This window comes from Martelella mediterranea DSM 17316 (assembly GCF_002043005.1).
Taxonomy (GTDB): domain Bacteria; phylum Pseudomonadota; class Alphaproteobacteria; order Rhizobiales; family Rhizobiaceae; genus Martelella; species Martelella mediterranea.
Window position 1 is genome coordinate 2980833 of record NZ_CP020330.1, and the last position, 19652, is coordinate 3000484.

The 19652-nt window shown below is 62.4% G+C and carries 18 protein-coding genes and 1 tRNA gene; 17 read left to right on the plus strand and 2 right to left on the minus strand.

All coding sequences use genetic code 11. The features are described from left to right. Positions 1-184 precede the first annotated feature (184 nt). Positions 185-562, plus strand: a complete 378-nt coding sequence (locus Mame_RS13920) for a helix-turn-helix domain-containing protein (RefSeq protein WP_018063088.1) — start codon at positions 185-187, stop codon at positions 560-562. Between the two features lie 5 nt (positions 563-567). Here the strand turns inward: Mame_RS13920 and lipB are convergent, their stop codons facing one another. Then, on the minus strand, positions 568-1284 hold the full coding sequence (gene lipB / locus Mame_RS13925; protein WP_018063089.1) for a lipoyl(octanoyl) transferase LipB: 717 nt from the start codon (positions 1282-1284) through the stop codon (positions 568-570). A gap of 194 nt (positions 1285-1478) precedes the next feature. Here lipB and Mame_RS13930 point away from each other — a divergent pair. Further along, positions 1479-1563: transfer RNA gene (locus tag Mame_RS13930), tRNA-Leu, on the plus strand. Positions 1564-1724: 161 nt separating this feature from the next. On the opposite strand, the gene Mame_RS13935 is transcribed toward Mame_RS13930, so the two are convergent. After that, positions 1725-2366 carry a trimeric intracellular cation channel family protein gene (locus tag Mame_RS13935; RefSeq protein WP_018063090.1) on the minus strand — a complete coding sequence of 214 codons (642 nt, stop codon included), beginning with the start codon at positions 2364-2366 and terminating at the stop codon, positions 1725-1727. Between the two features lie 575 nt (positions 2367-2941). Here Mame_RS13935 and Mame_RS13940 point away from each other — a divergent pair. The 15 genes from Mame_RS13940 to Mame_RS14010 all read left to right on the plus strand — a co-directional run bounded on the left by Mame_RS13940 (position 2942) and on the right by Mame_RS14010 (position 19652). After that, positions 2942-3922: an ABC transporter permease gene (locus Mame_RS13940; RefSeq protein ID WP_018063091.1), complete on the plus strand. Its 981-nt coding sequence runs from the start codon at positions 2942-2944 to the stop codon at positions 3920-3922. Between the two features lie 48 nt (positions 3923-3970). Beyond that, positions 3971-5023: a sugar ABC transporter substrate-binding protein gene (locus tag Mame_RS13945; RefSeq protein WP_018063092.1), complete on the plus strand. Its 1053-nt coding sequence runs from the start codon at positions 3971-3973 to the stop codon at positions 5021-5023. 119 nt (positions 5024-5142) lie between these two features. Beyond that, positions 5143-7248, plus strand: a complete 2106-nt coding sequence (locus Mame_RS13950; protein ID WP_033409443.1) for an ABC transporter permease — start codon at positions 5143-5145, stop codon at positions 7246-7248. Continuing rightward, positions 7245-8357 carry an NHL repeat-containing protein gene (locus Mame_RS13955; protein ID WP_033409392.1) on the plus strand — a complete coding sequence of 371 codons (1113 nt, stop codon included), beginning with the start codon at positions 7245-7247 and terminating at the stop codon, positions 8355-8357. Before Mame_RS13950 ends, Mame_RS13955 begins: the two co-directional genes overlap by 4 nt. Continuing rightward, positions 8354-9850 carry a sugar ABC transporter ATP-binding protein gene (locus Mame_RS13960; RefSeq protein WP_018063095.1) on the plus strand — a complete coding sequence of 499 codons (1497 nt, stop codon included), beginning with the start codon at positions 8354-8356 and terminating at the stop codon, positions 9848-9850. Before Mame_RS13955 ends, Mame_RS13960 begins: the two co-directional genes overlap by 4 nt. A 158-nt stretch (positions 9851-10008) precedes the next feature. Further along, positions 10009-10749: an SDR family NAD(P)-dependent oxidoreductase gene (locus Mame_RS13965; protein ID WP_033409446.1), complete on the plus strand. Its 741-nt coding sequence runs from the start codon at positions 10009-10011 to the stop codon at positions 10747-10749. A gap of 67 nt (positions 10750-10816) precedes the next feature. After that, entirely contained in the window at positions 10817-12187 is a 1371-nt protein-coding gene (locus tag Mame_RS13970) for an MmgE/PrpD family protein (protein ID WP_018063097.1), read from the plus strand. Next, positions 12184-13149, plus strand: coding sequence for a branched-chain amino acid ABC transporter permease (locus tag Mame_RS13975; RefSeq protein WP_018063098.1), 966 nt, complete (start codon positions 12184-12186; stop codon positions 13147-13149). The genes Mame_RS13970 and Mame_RS13975 overlap by 4 nt, the downstream gene beginning before the upstream one ends. Continuing rightward, positions 13146-14927, plus strand: a complete 1782-nt coding sequence (locus Mame_RS13980) for a branched-chain amino acid ABC transporter ATP-binding protein/permease (protein ID WP_018063099.1) — start codon at positions 13146-13148, stop codon at positions 14925-14927. The genes Mame_RS13975 and Mame_RS13980 overlap by 4 nt, the downstream gene beginning before the upstream one ends. Next, positions 14914-15624 carry an ABC transporter ATP-binding protein gene (locus Mame_RS13985; protein ID WP_018063100.1) on the plus strand — a complete coding sequence of 237 codons (711 nt, stop codon included), beginning with the start codon at positions 14914-14916 and terminating at the stop codon, positions 15622-15624. The genes Mame_RS13980 and Mame_RS13985 overlap by 14 nt, the downstream gene beginning before the upstream one ends. Positions 15625-15652: 28 nt before the next feature. Then, the gene (locus Mame_RS13990; RefSeq protein WP_033409395.1) at positions 15653-16870 is read left to right on the plus strand and encodes an ABC transporter substrate-binding protein; all 1218 of its coding nucleotides are present in this window, start codon (positions 15653-15655) and stop codon (positions 16868-16870) included. A 79-nt stretch (positions 16871-16949) separates the two neighbouring features. Next, a complete protein-coding gene (locus Mame_RS13995) occupies positions 16950-17753 on the plus strand; it encodes an N-acyl homoserine lactonase family protein (protein WP_018063102.1) in 804 nt (267 codons plus the stop codon). 109 nt (positions 17754-17862) lie between these two features. Next, on the plus strand, positions 17863-18189 hold the full coding sequence (locus tag Mame_RS14000; RefSeq protein ID WP_018063103.1) for an NIPSNAP family protein: 327 nt from the start codon (positions 17863-17865) through the stop codon (positions 18187-18189). Between the two features lie 65 nt (positions 18190-18254). Then, positions 18255-19130 (plus strand): NAD(P)-dependent oxidoreductase, encoded by an 876-nt coding sequence (locus Mame_RS14005; RefSeq protein ID WP_018063104.1) that lies wholly within the window; start codon positions 18255-18257, stop codon positions 19128-19130. Positions 19131-19238: 108 nt separating this feature from the next. Continuing rightward, positions 19239-19652 carry a carboxymuconolactone decarboxylase family protein gene (locus Mame_RS14010; protein WP_026173186.1) on the plus strand — a complete coding sequence of 138 codons (414 nt, stop codon included), beginning with the start codon at positions 19239-19241 and terminating at the stop codon, positions 19650-19652.

The following is a 19652-nucleotide window of genomic DNA, read 5'->3' on the forward strand; positions in this document are numbered from 1 at the left end:
CTCCCGGATTCTCTTGTTTTCGTGCACAGAGTTTCGCATGCGCGCTCCATCGTCGGCAAGTATGCAAGCGACTAATTTCAGCTGATTTGCGGAAAGCGGCGGGCGTGGGTGGCGGTTTTGCCCGCGATTGGCTATGAAGGGTCAAGATCGGGCAAACCGGCGCGGTTTTCGGGAAGGAAGCGCAATGGACGAGAAATTCTACGCCGACGACACGCTCGGCGGCAGGCTGCTTGCCGCCCGCGAGAGCGCCGGGCTCAGCCTCAATACCGCGGCCGAGCGGCTTGGCGTCGCACCCCTGACGCTGCGGAACTGGGAATGCGACCGCGCCGAACCCACCGTCGAGCGCCTGGTGAAGATCGCCGCGATCTTCGGCGTGCGACCGTTCTGGCTGATTTCCGGCGACTGGGAAGAAGACTGCGGCGAGGCCGGGCTTAAACACACCGACATGGTGATGGGCATCAACCGCGTGGGAAAAACCGGCCGTCGCGACGGCGATGCGAAAGGCAGCGCATCGCGCGCGCGTCTTTCAGGCTTTGCGACAGGCAACAGGACGCTGCAGTAGCAGGGTCAGCCCTCGTTTTCGGTTTCCCCGAACACATCCTCGAAGGCCTTGCGCAGCGCGATATCGACATCGCCCATGGTCACCGGCAGGCCGAGATCCACGAGACTGGTGACGCCATAGCCTGAAATGCCGCAGGGCACGATGCCGCCGAAATGCTCGAGTTCCGGCTCGACATTGATCGACAGGCCGTGAAAGCTCACCCAGCGCCGAAGCCTGATGCCGATCGCCGCGATCTTGTCCTCGGCCATGGAGCCGTCCGGCAGCGGCGGGCGTTCGGGCCGCCGGACCCAGACGCCGACCCGGTCCTCGCGCCGCTCGCCGCGCACATTCATCTGGTCAAGCGTCTTGATGATGGTTTCCTCGATCGCGGCGACAAACGCGCGCACATCGCGGCGGCGGCGCTTCAGATCGAGCATCAGATAGGCGACCCGCTGGCCGGGGCCGTGATAGGTATATTCGCCGCCGCGGCCGGTGTCATAGACAGGGAATCGGTCTGCGATCAGCAGGTCGCCGGCATTGGCGCTGGTGCCGGCGGTATAGAGGGGCGGATGCTCGACCAGCCAGACGAGTTCGTCCGCCTCGCCGGACGCGATCAGGTCGACCTCACGCTCCATTTCAGCCAGCGCTTGCGGGTATTCCGTCAGTCCCTCGCTCACCCGCCAGCGCACCGGCGGGCTGCCGGGTTCGGGCTGCATCAGGGTCTCGATGTCGCTTCTTTGCATGTGCGGATCCTTCGGCCTTCTCCTTGCAGATTTGGGGCGGGACGGCAAGCGCCGCAAGGCCTGCCGCTGCGGGCGGAAAGCGCGGTTTCACACTTCGCGTGCAGAAATGAAAAAAAACGATCAATGGCGCTTGTGTGGCGAGTTTGCTTTTGCTACATGCTGCGGCGCCGGCACAAACCGGCATCTACCACGATGCGGTCGTGGCGGAATTGGTAGACGCGCAGCGTTGAGGTCGCTGTGGGGCAACCCGTGGAAGTTCGAGTCTTCTCGACCGCACCATTTTCAAAGTTATCATCGTTGTTTTTACGGCATGCTTTCCCCTGCCGGGCGTTTTCGCGGCGCTGCACGGTATCCGGGACGCGTTTCAGCGCTCGATTCGGCTTGTGTAGACCTCGCCGGTCTTGGCTTTGGCATGGCCGGGAGCAGGGCTTATTGCCGGTTCAGTCTAGATCGTGCTTGTAGATGAATTTCGGCATGCTCCAGTTGTACCGCAAAGCCAGCATTCGGAGGCAAAGGCCTGTGGCGACGGCCAGCAGCAGAACCAGATTGTGATCGAACCCCAGCCGCCCGCCGCCGGCAAAAATTGCGCTGGTGATGATCGAAACCGTCGCATAAAGCTCGGCGCGCAACAGGAGCGGCACGTCGTTGCAGAGGATATCGCGCAGGACGCCGCCGACACAGCCACTGATCATGCCCGCCGCTATGACGACAAGTATCGGCTGATCCAGGCCGATCGCGATATTGCTGCCGATGACGCTGAAAACAACGAGCCCGACTGCATCGAGAAACAGGAATAGACGTTGCAGCCGGTGCATGTGCCTTGCAATCATGATCGTCAGTATGGCGGCGCCGCTGGTTACCAGAAGCAGGCTCGGCGAGCCGACCCAGGACAGGGGATGATGATCGAGAAGCAGGTCCCGCACCGAGCCGCCGCCCAGTCCCGTGACGCAGGCCAGCAATATGACGCCGACCCAGTCCATGCTACGCCGCCCGGCTGCAAGCGCTGCGGTCATGGCTTCGGCAGCCAGGGCAACCAGGTAGAATATGTGCAGGATGTGCAGAGTTGTCGGATCGGTTATCATGGCATGCTCCCGGGCTGTCTGAGGCGTCACTATTCCTCTACACCATCCGCCTGAAATTCGAGAAGCCGCCAGACGCTTCCCGGCACCCGCGCTTTCGGTTAACGGGCCGAGGTAAGCCGGGTGTCAGCCGATCCAGTTGGCGGTCAGTTTTGGCCGGACAGCCATAGGAGCGTCCGGGCCAACCACGGCAGCGCGTTCTATTCATGCCATGAGCGAGCCACACGTCTTTCATCCAGCGTGAAGCCGGACGCCGGCGGATGGTCGCGCTCGGGGCCGCGATGCCCCATTTCCACAAGCCGCAATCGCGTTTTCATCATCCTGGACGGCCTTTGGCGTTTCGAAACGAGTGCGACATTTCCAAGTCGTTCCGGTCGTCATTCGGTCACCTGAAACGGAATGATTTTAATATTGTATTATTGTAGTTTTGTGGTAGAGAAGACTCCGGTTGATCGGCCCGCGGGGGAGCGCGGCGCGACAATGTGACCGGAGGAGGGGACATTGAGGCAAGCAGTCACGACAGCCGGGCATTCCGGCGATCTCCGCGAGACGGCGTCGTTCGGGCCGGGGCGGGTTTGATGATGAAGAGCCTGGTGTCCGACCTCAATCAGGAGAGGGTCGTTTTCCTTCTCTTCGTGCTGATCTTCCTGATTTTCGCGCTAGCATTGCCGGGCTTTCTGAATACCCAGAATCTCGTTCTCCTGATGCGCGGCGTCTCCGTTCTCGGCATCCTCAGCGTCGGCATGTGCATCGTCGTCATCGGACGCGGGATCGACCTTTCGATGGTTGCGACGATGGCGCTGTCAGTGGCCTGGGCGCTGCAGTTGAACGCCGACGGAATGAGCCTCACGATGGCGCTGACGATCGGGATCGCAAGCGCGGTTCTGGTCGGGCTGATCAACGGCGTGTTGATCGCCTATGCCGAAATCCCACCGATCTTCGCCACGCTCGCCACCGGCGCCTGTGTCTACGGTTTCGGGCGCTTCGCGCTGATCCACAGCGATCTGGTCTATGTCACGCCCGCCGTTGGCAATCTCGTGGAGCTGGGCCAGGGCCGCTTTCTCGGCCTGCCGATGCCGGTCGTTGTGTTTGCTGCGGTCGCCGCTTTGGTCGGCGCCATACTGCACTTCACAAAATTCGGCCGCTTCAGCTACGCGGTCGGCGACAATTATGCCACGGCTCGGGTCAGCGGCGTGCCGATCCGCCATGTGCTCATCGGCCAGTATGTGCTGAGCAGCCTCGTTGCCTTCATCGCCGGCCTGACCCAGGCCATGACCGTCAGCAGCATGAACACCCGGATTTCCGATACGTTGCTGATCTACGACGTCATCCTCGTCGTCGTGCTCGGCGGCGTGGGCCTCTCCGGCGGGCGCGGCGGCATCCGCAACGTCATCGTCGGGACTCTGCTGATCGGCACCTTCCTGAACGGCATGACGATCATGGACGTCCAGTTCACCGTGCAGAACGCCATCAAGGCGGTGATCCTGCTCGTGGCGATCACGATCGACACGCTCGTCAACCCGCGTGACGAGCAGACCTCACAGCACGGGGATATCTAAGCCGGCGAGGGGCTGGCGGAAAACCGGAATTCAACAGGAGGAGAAGGCATGTTTTCATTTCATCAACTGAAGCGGGGGGGCGTTTTCAAGCGGTTCCTGGCGCTCGGAGCTGCAATCGGGCTGGCCGGATTGACGGTTGCTCCGCAAATCACGGCGGCGCATGCCGAAGGATTGGAGGATCCCACGCTCGCGCCCTATTTCGAAGCCTTCAAGGGCAAGAAGATCGGCTATGTGCCGTTCTCGATGAGCTTCGATCTCGCGCAGGGCTGGCTCGCCGGCATGCAGAAACAGGCTGACGAACTCGGCTACGAGATCATCGTGCGCGATCCCAACTGGAATACCGATGTCGGCTCGCAGGCGATGAACCAGCTCATCAACGAAAAGCCCGACATCATCGTCTACATGAACCCCGATCTGCAGTCCTACGCCAAGATCCTGAAGAAGGCGAAGGCCGCCGGCATCCAGCTCGTGGCTGTGAACCTCAAATCGGTGGTGCCGACCCACTATATCGGCGAGGACTGGCAGCTCAACGGCGCGGCGGAAGCGGAATACATCGTTTCAAAGTGCGGCGAGGGCACCGGGCGTTCCGGCAAGGTGGCGATCCTGCAGGGCATCCTGACCTCGGCCGCCAGCGCCTACCAGCTTAAGGGCGTGAGTGACGTCTTCGCCGAGCATCCGGAAATCGAGGTCGTGTCCAACCAGTCCGCCAACTGGGATGCCGGCAAGGCGCATGAGATCACCCAGACGGTGCTGCAGCAGCATCCTGATCTCTGCGGCGTCGTCGGCTTCTGGGACGGCATGGACATTGGTGCTGGCGCAGCCGTCAAGGAAGCGAACCTTGCCGAGCCGGTCTATGTGGTGACGTCGGGCGGGGGCGCCAAGGAAGCGGCCTGCGACAAGCTCCTGGACGGCACCTATTCCGCCTATATGAGCTACGATGTCCGCACGATGGCGCATGACATCAACACCGTCATCAAGATTCTCCTGCAGTCCAAACCGCCGGTCGACATGCCGGCCTTCAGCCTGCCGACCGACATGGTCGTGCTGACGAAGGACAATCTGAAGCCCGATTCCTGCTGGGTGATGGACGACTTCAAGTAACGCGCGACGCGATCACCGGGCCGGCATTGCCGGCCCGGCACACTTTCCCATTGCTTCGAGATCAGGCCGTCATGGAAACCATCAGTCAATCGTCGAAATCCTCGCAGAGAATTTCGGATATGTTCGTGCGTTGGCGCCACAAATGGATCCCGACCCATATTTTCGGCGAGCTGCTGTCGAAAAGCTGGATCGACAATATCGTGCCGGCCGCGATCCTGGTCGCCATCATCGTGGTCTTCGGCAGCATCGTTCCGAATTTTTTCCTGCCGGCCAATGTCTCCGACGGCACCCGCCAGATCGGCGAGCTCGGCTTCGTCGTGCTGGGCATGATGCTGGTGGTGCTCGGCGGCGGCATCGATCTCAGCGTCGGCTCCAATTTCGCGCTCGGCAATCTGTTCGCGCTCGCGCTCACCAATATCTTCGGACTGCCGGTTGGCGTTGTCTTTGTCGCCGTGGTGGCGCTCTGCTCCTTCGTCGGTTTGATCAACGGCCTGCTCGTCGGCGTTTTGAAACTGCGGGCGTTCCTCACGACGCTCGTCATGCTGATCGGCATAAGGGCGCTGGTCGATACGCTGCTTCTCGCTTATGCCCTCCAGATTTCCGCCGGATATTACGACAACGCCATCTGGGATTTCCTCGGCGCGGGCAATATTCTCGGTATTCCGGTCAGCTTCGTGCTGTTCCTGGTGGCGGCCGCGCTGATGCATATCGTCATCAGTCGTACCCGGCTTGGCTGGCACGTGATGGCGGTCGGCGGGTCGCGACGGTCGGCGCATAATGCCGGCATCAACGTGCCCTACACAGTCTGCATCACCTATGTGCTTTCCGGCGCGTTCTGCGGCATCTCGTCGTTCTTTTACGCCGCAAGGCTCGGCAATGGCGGCTCCTATCCGGGCGTCGGCCTGGAGGTTCTGGCGCTGACGGCGGTGATCGTCGGTGGCATAAGCCTTGGCGGCGGCCGCGGCTCGGTCGCCAAGGCCGTCATCGGGGCGATGATCGTGCAGATCGTCAGCCTGGCGGTGGTGCAGCTTGGCCTGCAGAGCGGCGCGGGCCAGTTCGTGCTGGGGCTGATCCTGCTCGCGGCAATCGGCTTCGACGTGCGCTGGGTCAAGAACCGCGACAAGATCCTCTCGCGCGTCTACATGTCGCCGACCTATTACGCGCTGCCCGCGCCACCCTCCACCGATGCGGGAACGGGCTCGCCGTTCGCGGCCAATGACAGGCTGGGTGCTGTCGATATTCACGGCGTGGGCCAGCTTGACGGCCCGGAGGATGTTATCTTCGACAGCGCCGGCAATCTCTATTGCGGCGACCGTCACGGCAATATCATGCGGCTCGACGGCCCGGATCACCAGGAAGCCCATGTTTTCGCCCATATCGGCGGCCATCCGCTCGGCATGGCGATCGACGCCCAGGACAATATCGTCGTCTGCGTGGGCGGCATGGGGCTCTACCGCGTTCACCAGGACAGGACCGTCGAAAAGCTGACCGACGAAACCAACCGCTCGCTATTCTCGATCATCGATGATTCCCGGCTGCGGCTGACCGATGATTGCGACATCGCGCCGGACGGCCGGATTTTCTTCAGCGAGGCGACCATTCGGTTTGACATGGCAAGCTGGCCCTCCGATGCGCTTGAAAGCCGGCCCAGCGGACGGATCGTCTGCTATGATCCGGCGAAGAAATCCACCCACACGGTCGCCCGCAACCTGACGTTCCCGAACGGCATCACGCTTAGCCACAACGGTCAGTCGATCCTGTTTGCCGAAAGCTGGGCCTGCCGCATCAGCCGCTACTGGTTCGACGGGCCGAAGGCCGGCAAGGTCGAGCCCGTTGTCGAGAACCTGCCGGGCTATCCCGACAACATCAACCGGGCGAGCGATGGCACCTACTGGATGGCGGTGATGGGCATGCGCTCGCCGGCGCTCGATCTGGCGCTGCGCATGCCGGGCTTCCGCAAGCGGATGGCGCAGGAAGTCTCGGCCGATGAATGGCTTTACCCCAACATCAACAATGGCTGCATCCTGCGCTTCAGCGAAGACGGAAAGGTGCTGGAAAGCCTCTGGGACAAGGCGGGCGAAAACCACCCGATGATCACCTCGATGCGCGAGCACAAGGGCCGGCTCTATATCGGCGGCATCTTCAACAACCGCATCGGCAGCCTGAAGCTCGACGGTGTCGACGAGACCTGGACCGGTTTCTCCAGCTATTGGGGGCGGACATGATGAATTTTCTGAGCAGGCTCATCCGCAGGGACGGCGCGACGGTGCCTTCGATGGACGGCGTGTTGCGTCCGAATTCGAGGCTCGACGAGGCCCCGGTGCTCGCGGCCGCGGCGGAGCCGGACAATCTCGCCGCGTCGGGCGACGATCTCGTCTTCTCCAGCGCGAACGCCCTTTACCGGCTGACGCGCGCGACATCCGGAGAGCCGCAACAGATCCATGCATTCGAGACCCCGGTGACGGCGCTGGCGTCCGGCTCCGACGGCGCCCTTGCCTTCGGCCTTTCGGGCAATGGCGTCAGGATAGTCGGCGGCGCTCATGACGGATTGCAGGTGGACCGCTTCGGCTCATCGCCCGCATTCGGCCCGACCGCGCTTTGTTTCCATGGGCCGCATACGCTGTTCGTGGCGATCGGATCGGCGCATAACGAGGCGGGTGAATGGCAGCGCGACCTGATGGAAAGGCGGTCGAGCGGGTCGGTCTGGAAAGTCGATCTGACAAGCGGAGCCGCAGCCGCCATCGCAACCGGATTGGCGTTTCCCAACGGGGTGCTCGTTCACGATGGCGGGCTGGTGGTTTCGGAAAGCTGGAACCATCGTCTGTTGCGCTTTGATCTCCGGAAGGCCAATGCCCGCCCGCAGATCGTGGCGGATGATCTTCCGGGCTATCCCGGCCGGCTGTCGGCAAGCGCGGATGGCGGCGCCTGGCTTGCCGTGTTCGCGCCGCGCAGCCAGCTCATCGAGTTCGTCCTTCGCGAACGCGGCTATTGCGGCCGGATGCTGGCGGAACTGCCGAAGGAATACTGGGTCGCGCCGTCGCTGCGCTCGGGCCTGTCGTTTCGCGAACCGATGCAGGGCGGGGCCGTGCGGGTCCATGGCATCTACAAGCCCTGGGCGCCGACGCGATCCTACGGGCTTGCGGTTCGGCTCGGGCCCGACCTTCAGCCATTGCAATCCTTCCACAGTCGCGCGGATGGAAAACGGCATGGCATTGTCAGCCTGTGCGAATGGAACGGCGCGGTGGTATTCGCCAGCCGGGGCGACGGCGTGATCGGAGCGATAGCGCCCGATACCGACAATGGCGCCCTCGATCATGCGGGAGAGGAACAATGACGCCTTTGCTCCAGCTCAAGAAAATTACCAAGGAATACAGGGGCGTACCCGCGATTTCCGATGTTTCGATTGAACTCGAGGCGGGCCGCGTTCACGCGATCCTGGGCGAGAACGGGGCAGGCAAATCGACGCTGACGAAAATGATTGCCGGCGCGGTTGCCCCGACCAGCGGCGAAATACTGCTGGATGGCAAGCCGATCACCCTGTCATCGCCCGGCGATGCGCTGCGGCACGGCATCGCCATGGTGTTTCAGGAGACCAGCCTGGTGCCCTCGCTGACGGTGGCGCAGAACCTGTTTCTCGGCGACGAGCAGGTCTTCAACCGGTTGCGCGGGCTCTACATCGCCGCGCAGCAATTCCTGCAATCGCTGAACTTTCCGGTGGATCCGACCGCCAATGTCTCGACGCTCGGCGCGGCCCAGCGGCAGATGGTGGAGATTGCCCGTGCGGTGCGCAAGAACGCGCGCGTCATCATTTTCGATGAACCGACGGCGACGCTGACGCCCGAGGAAAAGCACTATTTCTTCGAGCTCATCGAGCGGTTGAAACAGCGCAATGTCTCGATCGTCTTCATCTCGCATGCGCTGGAAGAGGCGCTCGCGATCTCCGACAGGATCACGGTGCTGCGCGACGGTCAGCACGTTATCACCGACGATACCTCGAAATTCGATCGCGACCTGATCATCCGATCGATGGTTGGTCGAACATTGTCGAGCCAGTTATATGAACGCGCGGCCGGCCGGCCGACGCGGCCTTACGGCAAGAAGGTGCTGAGCGTGCAGAACCTGTCCATGGGGCGGATGGTGCGCAATACCTCCTTTTCGGTCTATGCGGGCCAGATCACCGGCGTTTTCGGGCTGATCGGGTCGGGGCGGACCGAATCCTTCAAGGTCGTGTCGGGCGTCGTGAAGCGAAACTTCTTTCACGGCGGCATCGTACGGCTGATGGGCAGGGCGGTGCGCTACCGGATTCCCCGGCCGGCGGTGAAGGCGGGCGTTTCCTATGTCACCGAGGATCGCAAGGTCGAGGGTATTTTCGAGACCATGTCGATTGCCGAGAGTATCCATATCGGGGCGCTGGCCGCCGACAAGGGCGGCTCGTGGTTCGTGAGCCGGCGCAAGATGCGGCAGCTCGCCGACCACTGGACCAAGGCGCTCTCGGTCAAGTCGATCGATCCCAATGCCCGGGTGCTGGAGCTTTCGGGCGGAAACCAGCAGAAGGTGGTGATCGCCAAGGCGCTGGTGCAGGATCCGAATATCGTGATCTTCGACGAGCCGACGCGCGGCGTCGATGTCGGCGCGATTGCCGAAATTCACGAGATCATCCAGAAGCTCGCCGATGACGGCCTCGCCGTGGTGGTGATTTCCTCGTACCTGCCGGAAGTGCTCAACCTCTCGGATCGCATCCTGGTGGCGCGGCAGGGTCGTATTGTCGAGGAGTTCTCGATGGAGGAGGCAAGCGAGGAAAAGATCATGTACGCCGCCGTTCACTGAGGTCCGCTTTCTGGTGCAGAACCGGCAATGCGGATGATGCCTGTGGAGAGGAGACCATGCGAAGGCTTATGTCATATTTTAATATTGTATTATTGTCGTTATATGCTACGGATTATTGAAGCGCGGCGGGAGACCGCGCGAAACGGGAGGTGATTTTCATGCTGGAAGGACTGCGCGCCATCGTCACGGGCGGCGGAAATGGGCTCGGACGCGCGATCGCGCTCGACCTGATTGCCCGCGGCGCAACCGTCGGCGCATTGGACATTGACGGAGAGGCTTTGTCCCGGATGGCGGACGAGGCTGAGGGCGGCAGGCTTGTGCCCCTGCGCTGCGACATCTCCGATCGCGGCGCGACAATGGCCGCGATCGAAGGCTTTGCCGAAAACCGCGGGCTCGATATCCTCGTCAACAATGCCGTGGCGTTCCACTATGCCGAACTGGAGGTCTTTCCCCCCGAAAAGATCGATCGGATGCTGGATGTCGGGCTCAAGGGAACGTTCTGGGCATCGCAGGCGGCCATTCCATTTCTGAAAAACAGCGAAAACGCCAGCATCGTCAACCTGTCCTCGATCGCGGTGTCGATCGCGATCGGCACGGCCTCGGTCTACACCTCGATCAAGGGCGCGCTCGATGCGCTGACCCGCCAGCAGGCGGCTGAACTCGGCCCCAAGGGCATCCGAGTCAATGCCGTCGCGCCCGGTTCCGTGCGCACGCCCGGCGCGTCCGCCGTCATCACCGACAGCGGTTGGGAGGAGCGGACCGCGAAATCGCTGCTCGGCCGGCTTGCCGAGCCTGAGGATGTCGCCCGCGCGGTGGCGTTTCTGGCCTCGTCCGATGCCCGCTGCATCACCGGTGTCACGCTCAAGGTGGATTGCGGCATGACGATCAAGGGGGCGTGACGGACGATCGCGCAAAAGCAGGCAGTCGAAAGGATAGGGCGGATAGCCCGATGGGAGGGAGAATTTCATGACCGCACGAACCGTTCTGACGGATCTGGTCGATCAGGCTTTCGAGAAAAACGAATTTCCCAAGGCCGCGCGCGAAAAGGCTGTGATCTGCCTCGCAGACTTCCTGTCGTGCGCCATTGAAGCGGCGGATCTGCCGTGGAGCCGGCAGTCCCTTGCGCTTGCCACCGGCCGGGCTGGCGAGTGCGCCATCATTGGCGAGGCTGGCGGGTTTGTTGCGGAAGATGCGGCCTTTGCCAATGCGGTGCGCGGGCACGGTCTCGTGCGAGAGGACATGCATGCCGGCAGCCTTTCGCATATGGGCGTTGTAATCTGGCCCGTGCTTCTGGCGCTTGCCGGTGAGGCGGCGGACCTCGCGACACGACCGCTTGATGCGGCGATTGCCGGATACGAGATCGGCGGTCGTGTCGGCCGGGTCCTGATGACGCCGGAAATGGCGCGGCTTTTCCGTCCGACCGGACTGATCGGGCCACTTTCCGGCACGCTCGCGGGCGCCCTGCTTCTCGGTCTCGACAGAGAGACCACGGTCAACGCGCTGGCGCTGGCCATCAATTCCGCCGGCGGCCTCAACGAATGGCCGCACAGCGGCGCGGACGACATGTATTTCCATCCGGGCTTCGCCTCGCGCAACGCGCTCACGGCCCTTCGGCTGGCGCGTCTCGGCGCGCATGGCTCCGCGAGCGCCATTGACGGCGTGGCCGGGCTGTTCGCAGCTTTCGGACGCCAGAAGGCGCCCTCCGAAATCGTCCTCTATCCAGAGGGAGACTGCGAGATCATGGCGGTGTTCAACAAGGAAGTGCCGGCCTGCAATTTTGCCCAGTCGCCCTGCCAGGCGGCGCTTGCCGCCGCGCAGCAGATCGGCGAGGGCGACAGCATCAAGACCATCCATCTGTCGACCTATGATGCCGCGCTCAACTATCCGGGCTGTAACTATCGCGGACCGTTCGAAACGCCGCTGCAGGCGAAGATGAGCATCTTTTTCGGCATGGGGGCGGCGGTTGCGCGCGGCGAGATTGCCGAGGCGAATTATGCGCTGCTCGATGATCCGCGCATCGCCGAACTGATCGGGATGACCACGGTTTCGATTTCCGACGAGCTGAACAGCGCCTTTCCCGCCCGCCAGGGCGCAAGGGTGAGGATCGAGACGGCAGCGGGCGCGGTGATCGAGGAGGCGCTGGACGATATCCGCTCTGCATCGCCCGCGCTGGTGCGCGAACGGCTGTCGAAGGTGGCGAAAGGTCGGCTAGGTGCCGGTCAGGCAGGCGATCTCGACGGCGCGATCGATCACCTTTCCAGGGGCGGCAATGACGCCGCGAGCCTTGCCGCTGTGGCAAAGCTCGCCGCTGCACACGCCGGGGAGGGCGTCCCGTGACGGATTTCCAGTTCTTCATCGAGAATGTCCTTCAGCTCCTGATCACGGGCATATCGCTCGGCGCGATCTACGGGCTGATGTGCGTCGGCCTTGCGATGATCTTCGGGATCATGCGGGTCATCAACTTCGCCCAGGGCGATTTCATGATGGTCGGCATGTATGCCGCCTATTTCGTGTTCACCGCGCTCGGCTTTCAGGCGCTGTTCGGAAGCGGCCTCGGTCCCTACCTTTCCGTCATCGCCGCAGCGCCCGCCATGTATGCCTTCGGCTGGCTGATCCACCGCTTCCTGATCCGCCGCGTCACCGGCCGGCAGTCGATCGAGATGGAAGGCGATGGCCATTATGCCCAGCTCATCCTCACGCTCGGCATTGCGCTGATCCTGCAGAACGGCGCGATGATCCTCGTCGGCGCCGATCTGGTTTCGATCCGCACGCCGCTTTCGAGCGAAGCCTGGGTGCTGGAGCCGTTCGGCGAGAGCATGCCGATCATGCTGTTCTTCAACAAGTCGCGCATTTTCGCCATGCTGGTCTCGGCAGCGGTCATCATTGCGCTGTGGCTGCTGATCCAGCGCAGCTTCCTCGGAAAGTCGCTGAGGGCGGCCGCCGATAATGCGGAGGCGGCCACCTATATGGGCATCGATGTCGACCGGGCGCACCGGATCGCGTTTGCGATCGGCACGGCGGTCACGGCGATTGCCGGCGGGCTTCTCGCCACCAGCTATCCCTTCAGTCCGTTCGTCGGTCTCGAATATGTGATCATCATGTATGCCGGCGTCGTGCTGGGCGGCATCGGCAGCATTATCGGCGCGTTCTGGGGCGGGATGATCATCGGCCTGGTGCAGCAGTTTTCGACGCTGGTTCTGCCGACGCAGCTTCAGAACGCGACCATCTTCGTGTGTTTCCTGCTCGTTGTCATGCTCCGCCCGCAGGGCCTGTTCGGACGCAATGTGGATCGGACATGATGATGAAGACAGGCAGCAAATCTCTCCTCTATTTCATCGTTCCGGCGCTCGCCTATCTCGCGCTTTCGGCATTCGTGACCAATTCCTACTACCAGCTCATGCTGACGCTGATCCTGATCTGGGCGATCTTCGGGCTGAGCTGGAACATTCTGAGCGGCTATACCGGGCTGATATCCTTCGGCCATGCCGCCTTCTTCGGGGCGGGCGCCTTCGCCACGGTGCTGGCGCAGATCTACTGGTCGATCACGCCCTGGGTGATGTTCTTCGCGTCGGGCGCGATCGGCGCGGTGCTTGGCGTTGCCATCGGCTTCCCGACCTTCCGCCTGCGCGGCCACTATTTCGCGCTCAGCATGCTCGCCTATCCGCTGGCCTTCATGTACGTCTTCCTCTGGCTTGGCTTTCCCGAGGTCAGCGTGCCGCGCGTGCATGACAATCCGGCCGCCTACATGCAGTTCTCCGACGGGCGGGTTTACACGCTGATCGCGATGGCGTTTCTGATCGTCGTGGTGCTGTTGTCGCGCAAGATTGAATCCTCCCGCTTCGGCATGGCGCTGATCGCGATCAAGCAGAACGAGGCGGCGGCAGAAGCGGCCGGGATCGACTCGCTGCGCTGGAAGCTTCGCGCCATCGCCGTCAGCGGCGCGATCGCGGCGATGGCCGGCTCGCTCTATGCGGTCGTCATTCTGGTGATCACGCCGCAATCCGTGTTCGGCATGCTGGTGTCGGCGCAGGCGCTGACGGTGGCGATGTTCGGCGGGATCGGCACGTTCTGGGGGCCTATCATCGGCGCGGGTTTCCTGATCCCGATCGCGGAAATCCTGCATGCCGAGCTCGGCAGCATTCTTCCCGGCATTCAGGGTGTGGTCTACGGCGTCGCGATCGTGGTGCTGATCACGCTCGCGCCCGAAGGGATGTTCTGGAAGGTGCGCGACTGGATGGGGTCTGCCCGGAAGAAGGCCGCCTCCGAAACGCATCCTGAAACGCAACCGATGGACGAGGTCGCCGTCGAACCGCGGAAATTCACGCCGGCTGCCGATGGCGCCGACATCGTTCTCGATGTCCGCGGCATGTCGAAGAATTTCGGCGGGCTGAAGGCGGTGCAGGATGTCAGCTTCCAGGTGCGGCGCGGCATGATCCTCGGCATTATCGGCCCGAACGGCGCCGGCAAGACCACGCTTTTCAATCTCCTCAACGGTTTCCAGACGCCGACATCCGGTCAGGTCTTCGTCAATGGCAAGGACATGGCGCGCAGCAAGCCGCATGTGCTGTGCCGGGCAGGGGTTGGCCGCACATTCCAGATCATGCGTCCGTTCACCCGCATGAGCGTGCGTGACAATGTCCGAACCGGGGCCTATGTGCGGGCCGGGAGCGAGGCCGAGGCGGCTGAGGTTGCCGACGATGCCCTGCGCCAGGTCGGGCTGTCGGCGATCGCGGACCGGCTCGCCGGCGAACTCACCACCAAGGAACTGCGCCTGATGGAACTGGCGCGCGCCCTTGCCGGCAAGCCGCACACGCTGCTTCTCGACGAGACGCTTGCCGGCCTCGGCCGCGACGAGGCTGCGGAAGTGGTGGCGGTGATCCGGCGGCTGTCAGCGAGCGGCGTGACGGTGGCGATCATCGAACACACGATGCAGGCCATGGTGCAGCTGGTCGACCGCTTTCTGGTCCTCGACCACGGTCAGGTGATCATGGAGGGGGCTCCGGAAGAAGTCACCAAGAACCCGCACGTCATCGAGGCCTATCTTGGCAAGAAGTGGAGCGCCCATGCTGAAGATTGAAAATCTCACCGTCGGCTATTCCGCGAGCGTTCCGGTGCTGCACGATGTTTCGATCAGCATCGGGGCCGGCCAGTTCATCTCCGTCGTCGGGCCGAACGGCGCTGGCAAGACGACGCTGTTCAAGGCGATTTCGGGAACGCTGACACCGTCAAGCGGCCGGCTGAGCTTCGAGGGCGAGGACATTTCCAGCCTCGAGCCGTCGCGGCGGCCGCATCTGGGCATCGCCCATGTCCCGGAAGGCCGGCAGGTGTTTCCGTCGATGACCGTCCTGGAAAATCTCGAAATGGGCGCGGTGCCCAAGGCCGGACGGGACGAATGGGCGACGAACCTGGAACGGATCTACACCTGGTTTCCGGTGCTGAAGGAGCGCGCCGGGCAGTATGCCGGCACGCTTTCCGGCGGCCAGCAGCAGATGCTCGCCATCGGTCGCGGTCTGGCGTCCTCGCCGAAGCTGATCATGCTCGACGAGCCGTCCATGGGGCTTGCCCCGTCGATCGCCGATTTCGTGTTCGAGAAGCTGATGGAGATCAGGCGGGATCTCGGCCTTGCCATCCTGCTGGTCGAGCAGCGCGTGGCGGAGGCGCTGCAATTTGCCGATCGCGGTTACGTGCTCGAAACCGGTCGCATCGTTCTGGAAGGAGACGGCGACACGCTGATGGCCGATGACCGCATCCGCCAGGCCTATCTTGGAATGTAACCAGAACTGAACAAAGGAGGAGGAAAACATGACAAATCCATTGAAGAGAAGTCTCGCATTTGCGCTCGCGGCGAGCACCGCCGCGATGGCCGGCATACCCGCGCTGGCGCAGGAAAAGCCAATCCAGATCGGCCTGATCGCGCCGACATCGGGCATCTACGCCCGTCCCGGCACGGTGATGAAAATGGGCGCGGAACTCGCCGTGCAGGACGTCAATGAAGCCGGCGGCATTTCCTGCATGAACGGCGCGCCGCTGGAGCTTGTCGTGATCGATTCCGGCGATACGGTCGAGAAGGCCACCAATGCCGCCCAGCGCATGGTTGCCGAATATCCGGAACTGGTGGGTGGCACGGGCGCCTATCTCAGCTCGTTCACGCTCGCCGTGACCGAGGTAACGGAGCGGGCCAACCTGCCGATGCTGACGCTGTCCTATTCCGACCTGATCACCGATCGCGGTTTCAAGAACGTGTTCCAGACCTCGGCCACGGCCGGCGTCCAGGCGCAGCTTGCCCTGCCGATCATTCTGGACCTTGCCGAGGCACAGACCGGCAAACGACCCGAGACGGTTGCGATCATCACCGACAATACCGCCGCGTCGCTCTCGTCTGTCGAGCGCATGACGAACGGCCTCTTGGACGATGTCGGCCTCGAAGTGGTGCTGGAGGAAGTGTTCACGCCGCCGCTCGCCGACGCCACCTCGCTTGTCCAGCAGGTGCGCCAGAAACGGCCGGACCTCCTGTTCTTCCTGCCGACGGTGATTTCCGACAGCAAGCTGATCCTGGAGAAGATGAAAGAATTCCGGGTTCAGGTGCCGGTGATCTCCTTCGGCATCGCGATTGCCGAACCGGAGGTTTTGAACACCATGCCGCCGGAAATGCTTGAAGGCGTGATGTCCGCCGTCGCCAACTGGGGCACCAAAAGCCAGGAAGAACTCATCGAGCGGTTGAACACCGTCTATGGCGAGCCCTGGATGACCCAGAACGCCGTTTCGACCTATGGCGATATCTGGCTGTTCAAGGAAGCGCTGGAAAAGAGCTGCAGCCGCGATCGCGCCGCGCTGGGCGATGCATTGCGCGAGCTCGATGCGGGTCCTGCCGAATACTATCCCGGCGGCACGCTGAGCTTTGACGACAAGGGCCGGCGCGAGGGTGCGAGCCTGACGATCATCCAGTGGCAGGATGGTGTTCCGGTGACCGTGTTCCCGGAAGACCTGGCGCTTTCGCAGCCGAGCTGGCCGAAGAAGTAGTAGTCTGCGTCCGGCGGTCGGGTGATCGCCGGACGCGCGTTTCCGCGCGGGCAAAATGAATCGTTGAAGCGAGAGCAGCATGACCGATAGATATGAAATCCTGGCACTGAAATACGCCCGCAACGACCGTCCGGCGTCGCAGAACTTCATCGGCGGCGATGCCCACGACCACTCGATGCCGATCGATTATTATGTCTGGGTGATCCGTAACGAGGCGCGCACCATCGTTGTCGATACCGGTTTCAATCCGCAATCGGGCACAAGGCGCGGCCGTGAACTCATTACGCCGGTCCATACGGCTTTGTCGGCCGTCGGCGTGGATTTCAACGCCGTCGAGCATGTGATCACCACGCATATGCATTACGACCACGCCGGCAATAACGACCTGTTCCCGAATGCCTGCTTCTACATGCAGGAGAGCGAGATGCGCTACGCGACCGGCCCCTGCATGTGCCATCATTTCCTCAACCACCCCTACGAGGTTGACGATGTCGTCGGCATGGTCCGGCGCACCTATGCCGGCAAGGTGTCGTTCTGCCTGGGCGATCGCGAGCTTTTCCCGGGCGTGACGGTCCATCACATCGGCGGCCACTCTCACGGCCTGCAATGCGTGCGGGTTGAGACCAAACGCGGTCCCGTGGTGCTCGCATCCGATGCCAGCCATCTCTACCAGCACTTCCAGACGGGGCGGGTGTTTCCGACCTGCGACAGCGTTTCCGACACGGTCGTTGGCTACCAGCGGCTGAAGGAGCTGGCGGGCAGGGACAGCCATATCGTGCCCGGGCACGATCCCGAGGTGATGAACCGCTATCCGGCATTCAGCGAGCAAACGGCCAGTTTCGCTGTCAGGCTTGATGAGGATGAACGTTTACCAGGCAGCTAGTTTCAGTCTGTGAAATGTGCCGACTTAACCGCGAAATCAATGATTGTATTATTGACATAATATCATAGCAAAAATAGACTCAAAACCGACCAAAAGAAGGAAATCTCGAATGATTGTGGAGCTCCGGATTTACTATTGCGCGCCGGGTCGCCTGCCGGCGCTTCTCGAGCGTTTCCGGTCAACGACGCTGGGCTTTTTCGACAAATACGGCATTGAGCAGATCGGCTTCTGGACGACTACTATCGGCCCCGACAACCATGCTCTGACCTATCTGCTGAAATGGGACAGCATGGCCGAGCGAGAAAAGCGCTGGAATGCATTCCAGGCGGATGCCGACTGGATCGCCGCGCGCGCCGAATCCGAACGCGAGGCGCCGATCGTCGCGCGGGTCGAAAACAGCTTTCTCGCGCCCACCGACTTTTCGGCATTGCGGTAAATCATCGCCACGGAGGGCGTATCGGGAATGGAATTCTGGTCCTTGAAACGCGAGGCGGCCAAGTTATGAACATACAAAAAGTCGGTTTCATCGGACTTGGCATGATGGGCGCGCCGATGTGCGCACGCATCGCGGGAGCCGGTCACACGCTGTATGTCGCGGATGCGGACCCGGCGCGCGTCGAGGAGATTTGCGGGAAACTCTCCGCCGCGCCGTTGACGGAGGCTGCGGCGAAAGACCTCGACGTTCTGACCACCATGCTCCCGAACTCATCCATCGTGGAATCCGTTCTGCTGGATGAGGGCTGGGCCGATCGGTTGACGCCTGGTGCCCTGGTGATCGACATGAGTTCTTCGGAACCGGTGCGTTCGCGCGAGCTTGCGGAGACGCTTGCCGGACGCGGGCTTCACTATCTCGATGCGCCGGTTTCCGGCGGCGTTAAACGGGCCGAAAACGGCACGCTGGCGATTCTTGTGGGTGGGGAGCAGGCGGAAATGGATGCCGCGCGGCCGCTCCTGGAAACCATGGGCCAATCGATCCTGTTCATCGGGCCCGCCGGCTCCGGTCACGCCGCCAAGGCGCTCAACAATCTGGTCTCGGCCTGCGGGCTGATGATCACGGTCGAGGCGCTGCATGTCGCAAAACGTTTCGGCATCGCCGAAGACGTCATGACCGACGTGCTGAATGCCTCGAGCGGCCGCAGCAATACGTCGGAAAACAAGGTCAAGCAGTTCATGCTTTCGGGCACCTTCGGCTCCGGCTTCTCGCTCAAGCTGATGGACAAGGACCTTTCGATCGCGGGCAAGCTTGCGGAATCGGTCGGTTACACACTGAGCTTCGGCGCCTATGGCATCGATACCTGGCACCGGGTTGCCGAAGGGGTTTCGCCGACGACCGATCACACTGAGATGTACCGCCTCCTTTCGGAAGACGCGCAATGAAGGACGACGCCCGGCGTTATATCGACGGTAGACGAGGCGGGGCGGTGACGATTGCCCTTGTGGTTTTGGGAATTGGACGACCGCGCGGAGCGGGGGAGAATGGATATCATGCCGAGTGAAAGCGAAATGTTCGAAAAGGGGTTCCGGAACCGCAAGGCGGTGCTGGGCGCCCCGCATGTCGAGAAGTCCTGGGAAAATGCGGATTCCTTCAACCGCCCCGCACAGAGGCTGGTGACCGAATACTGCTGGGGCGAGGTCTGGGGCGATGAAACGCTGCCGTTCCGCACCCGCAGCATGCTGAACCTTGCGATGCTGACCGCGATGAACCAGCATCATGAATTGGCCGTCCATGTCAGGGGCGCGCTCAACAATGGCGTTACGCCGAAGGAAATCCAGGCGGTGCTGTTGCAGGCGATGGTCTATTGCGGCGCGCCGGCAGCACTTTCCGCCTTCAGAACCGCGAGCGCTGTTCTGAAGGAGTGGTCCGCAGAGCAGGAAAAGCAGGACGGCGCGGCGGAATAA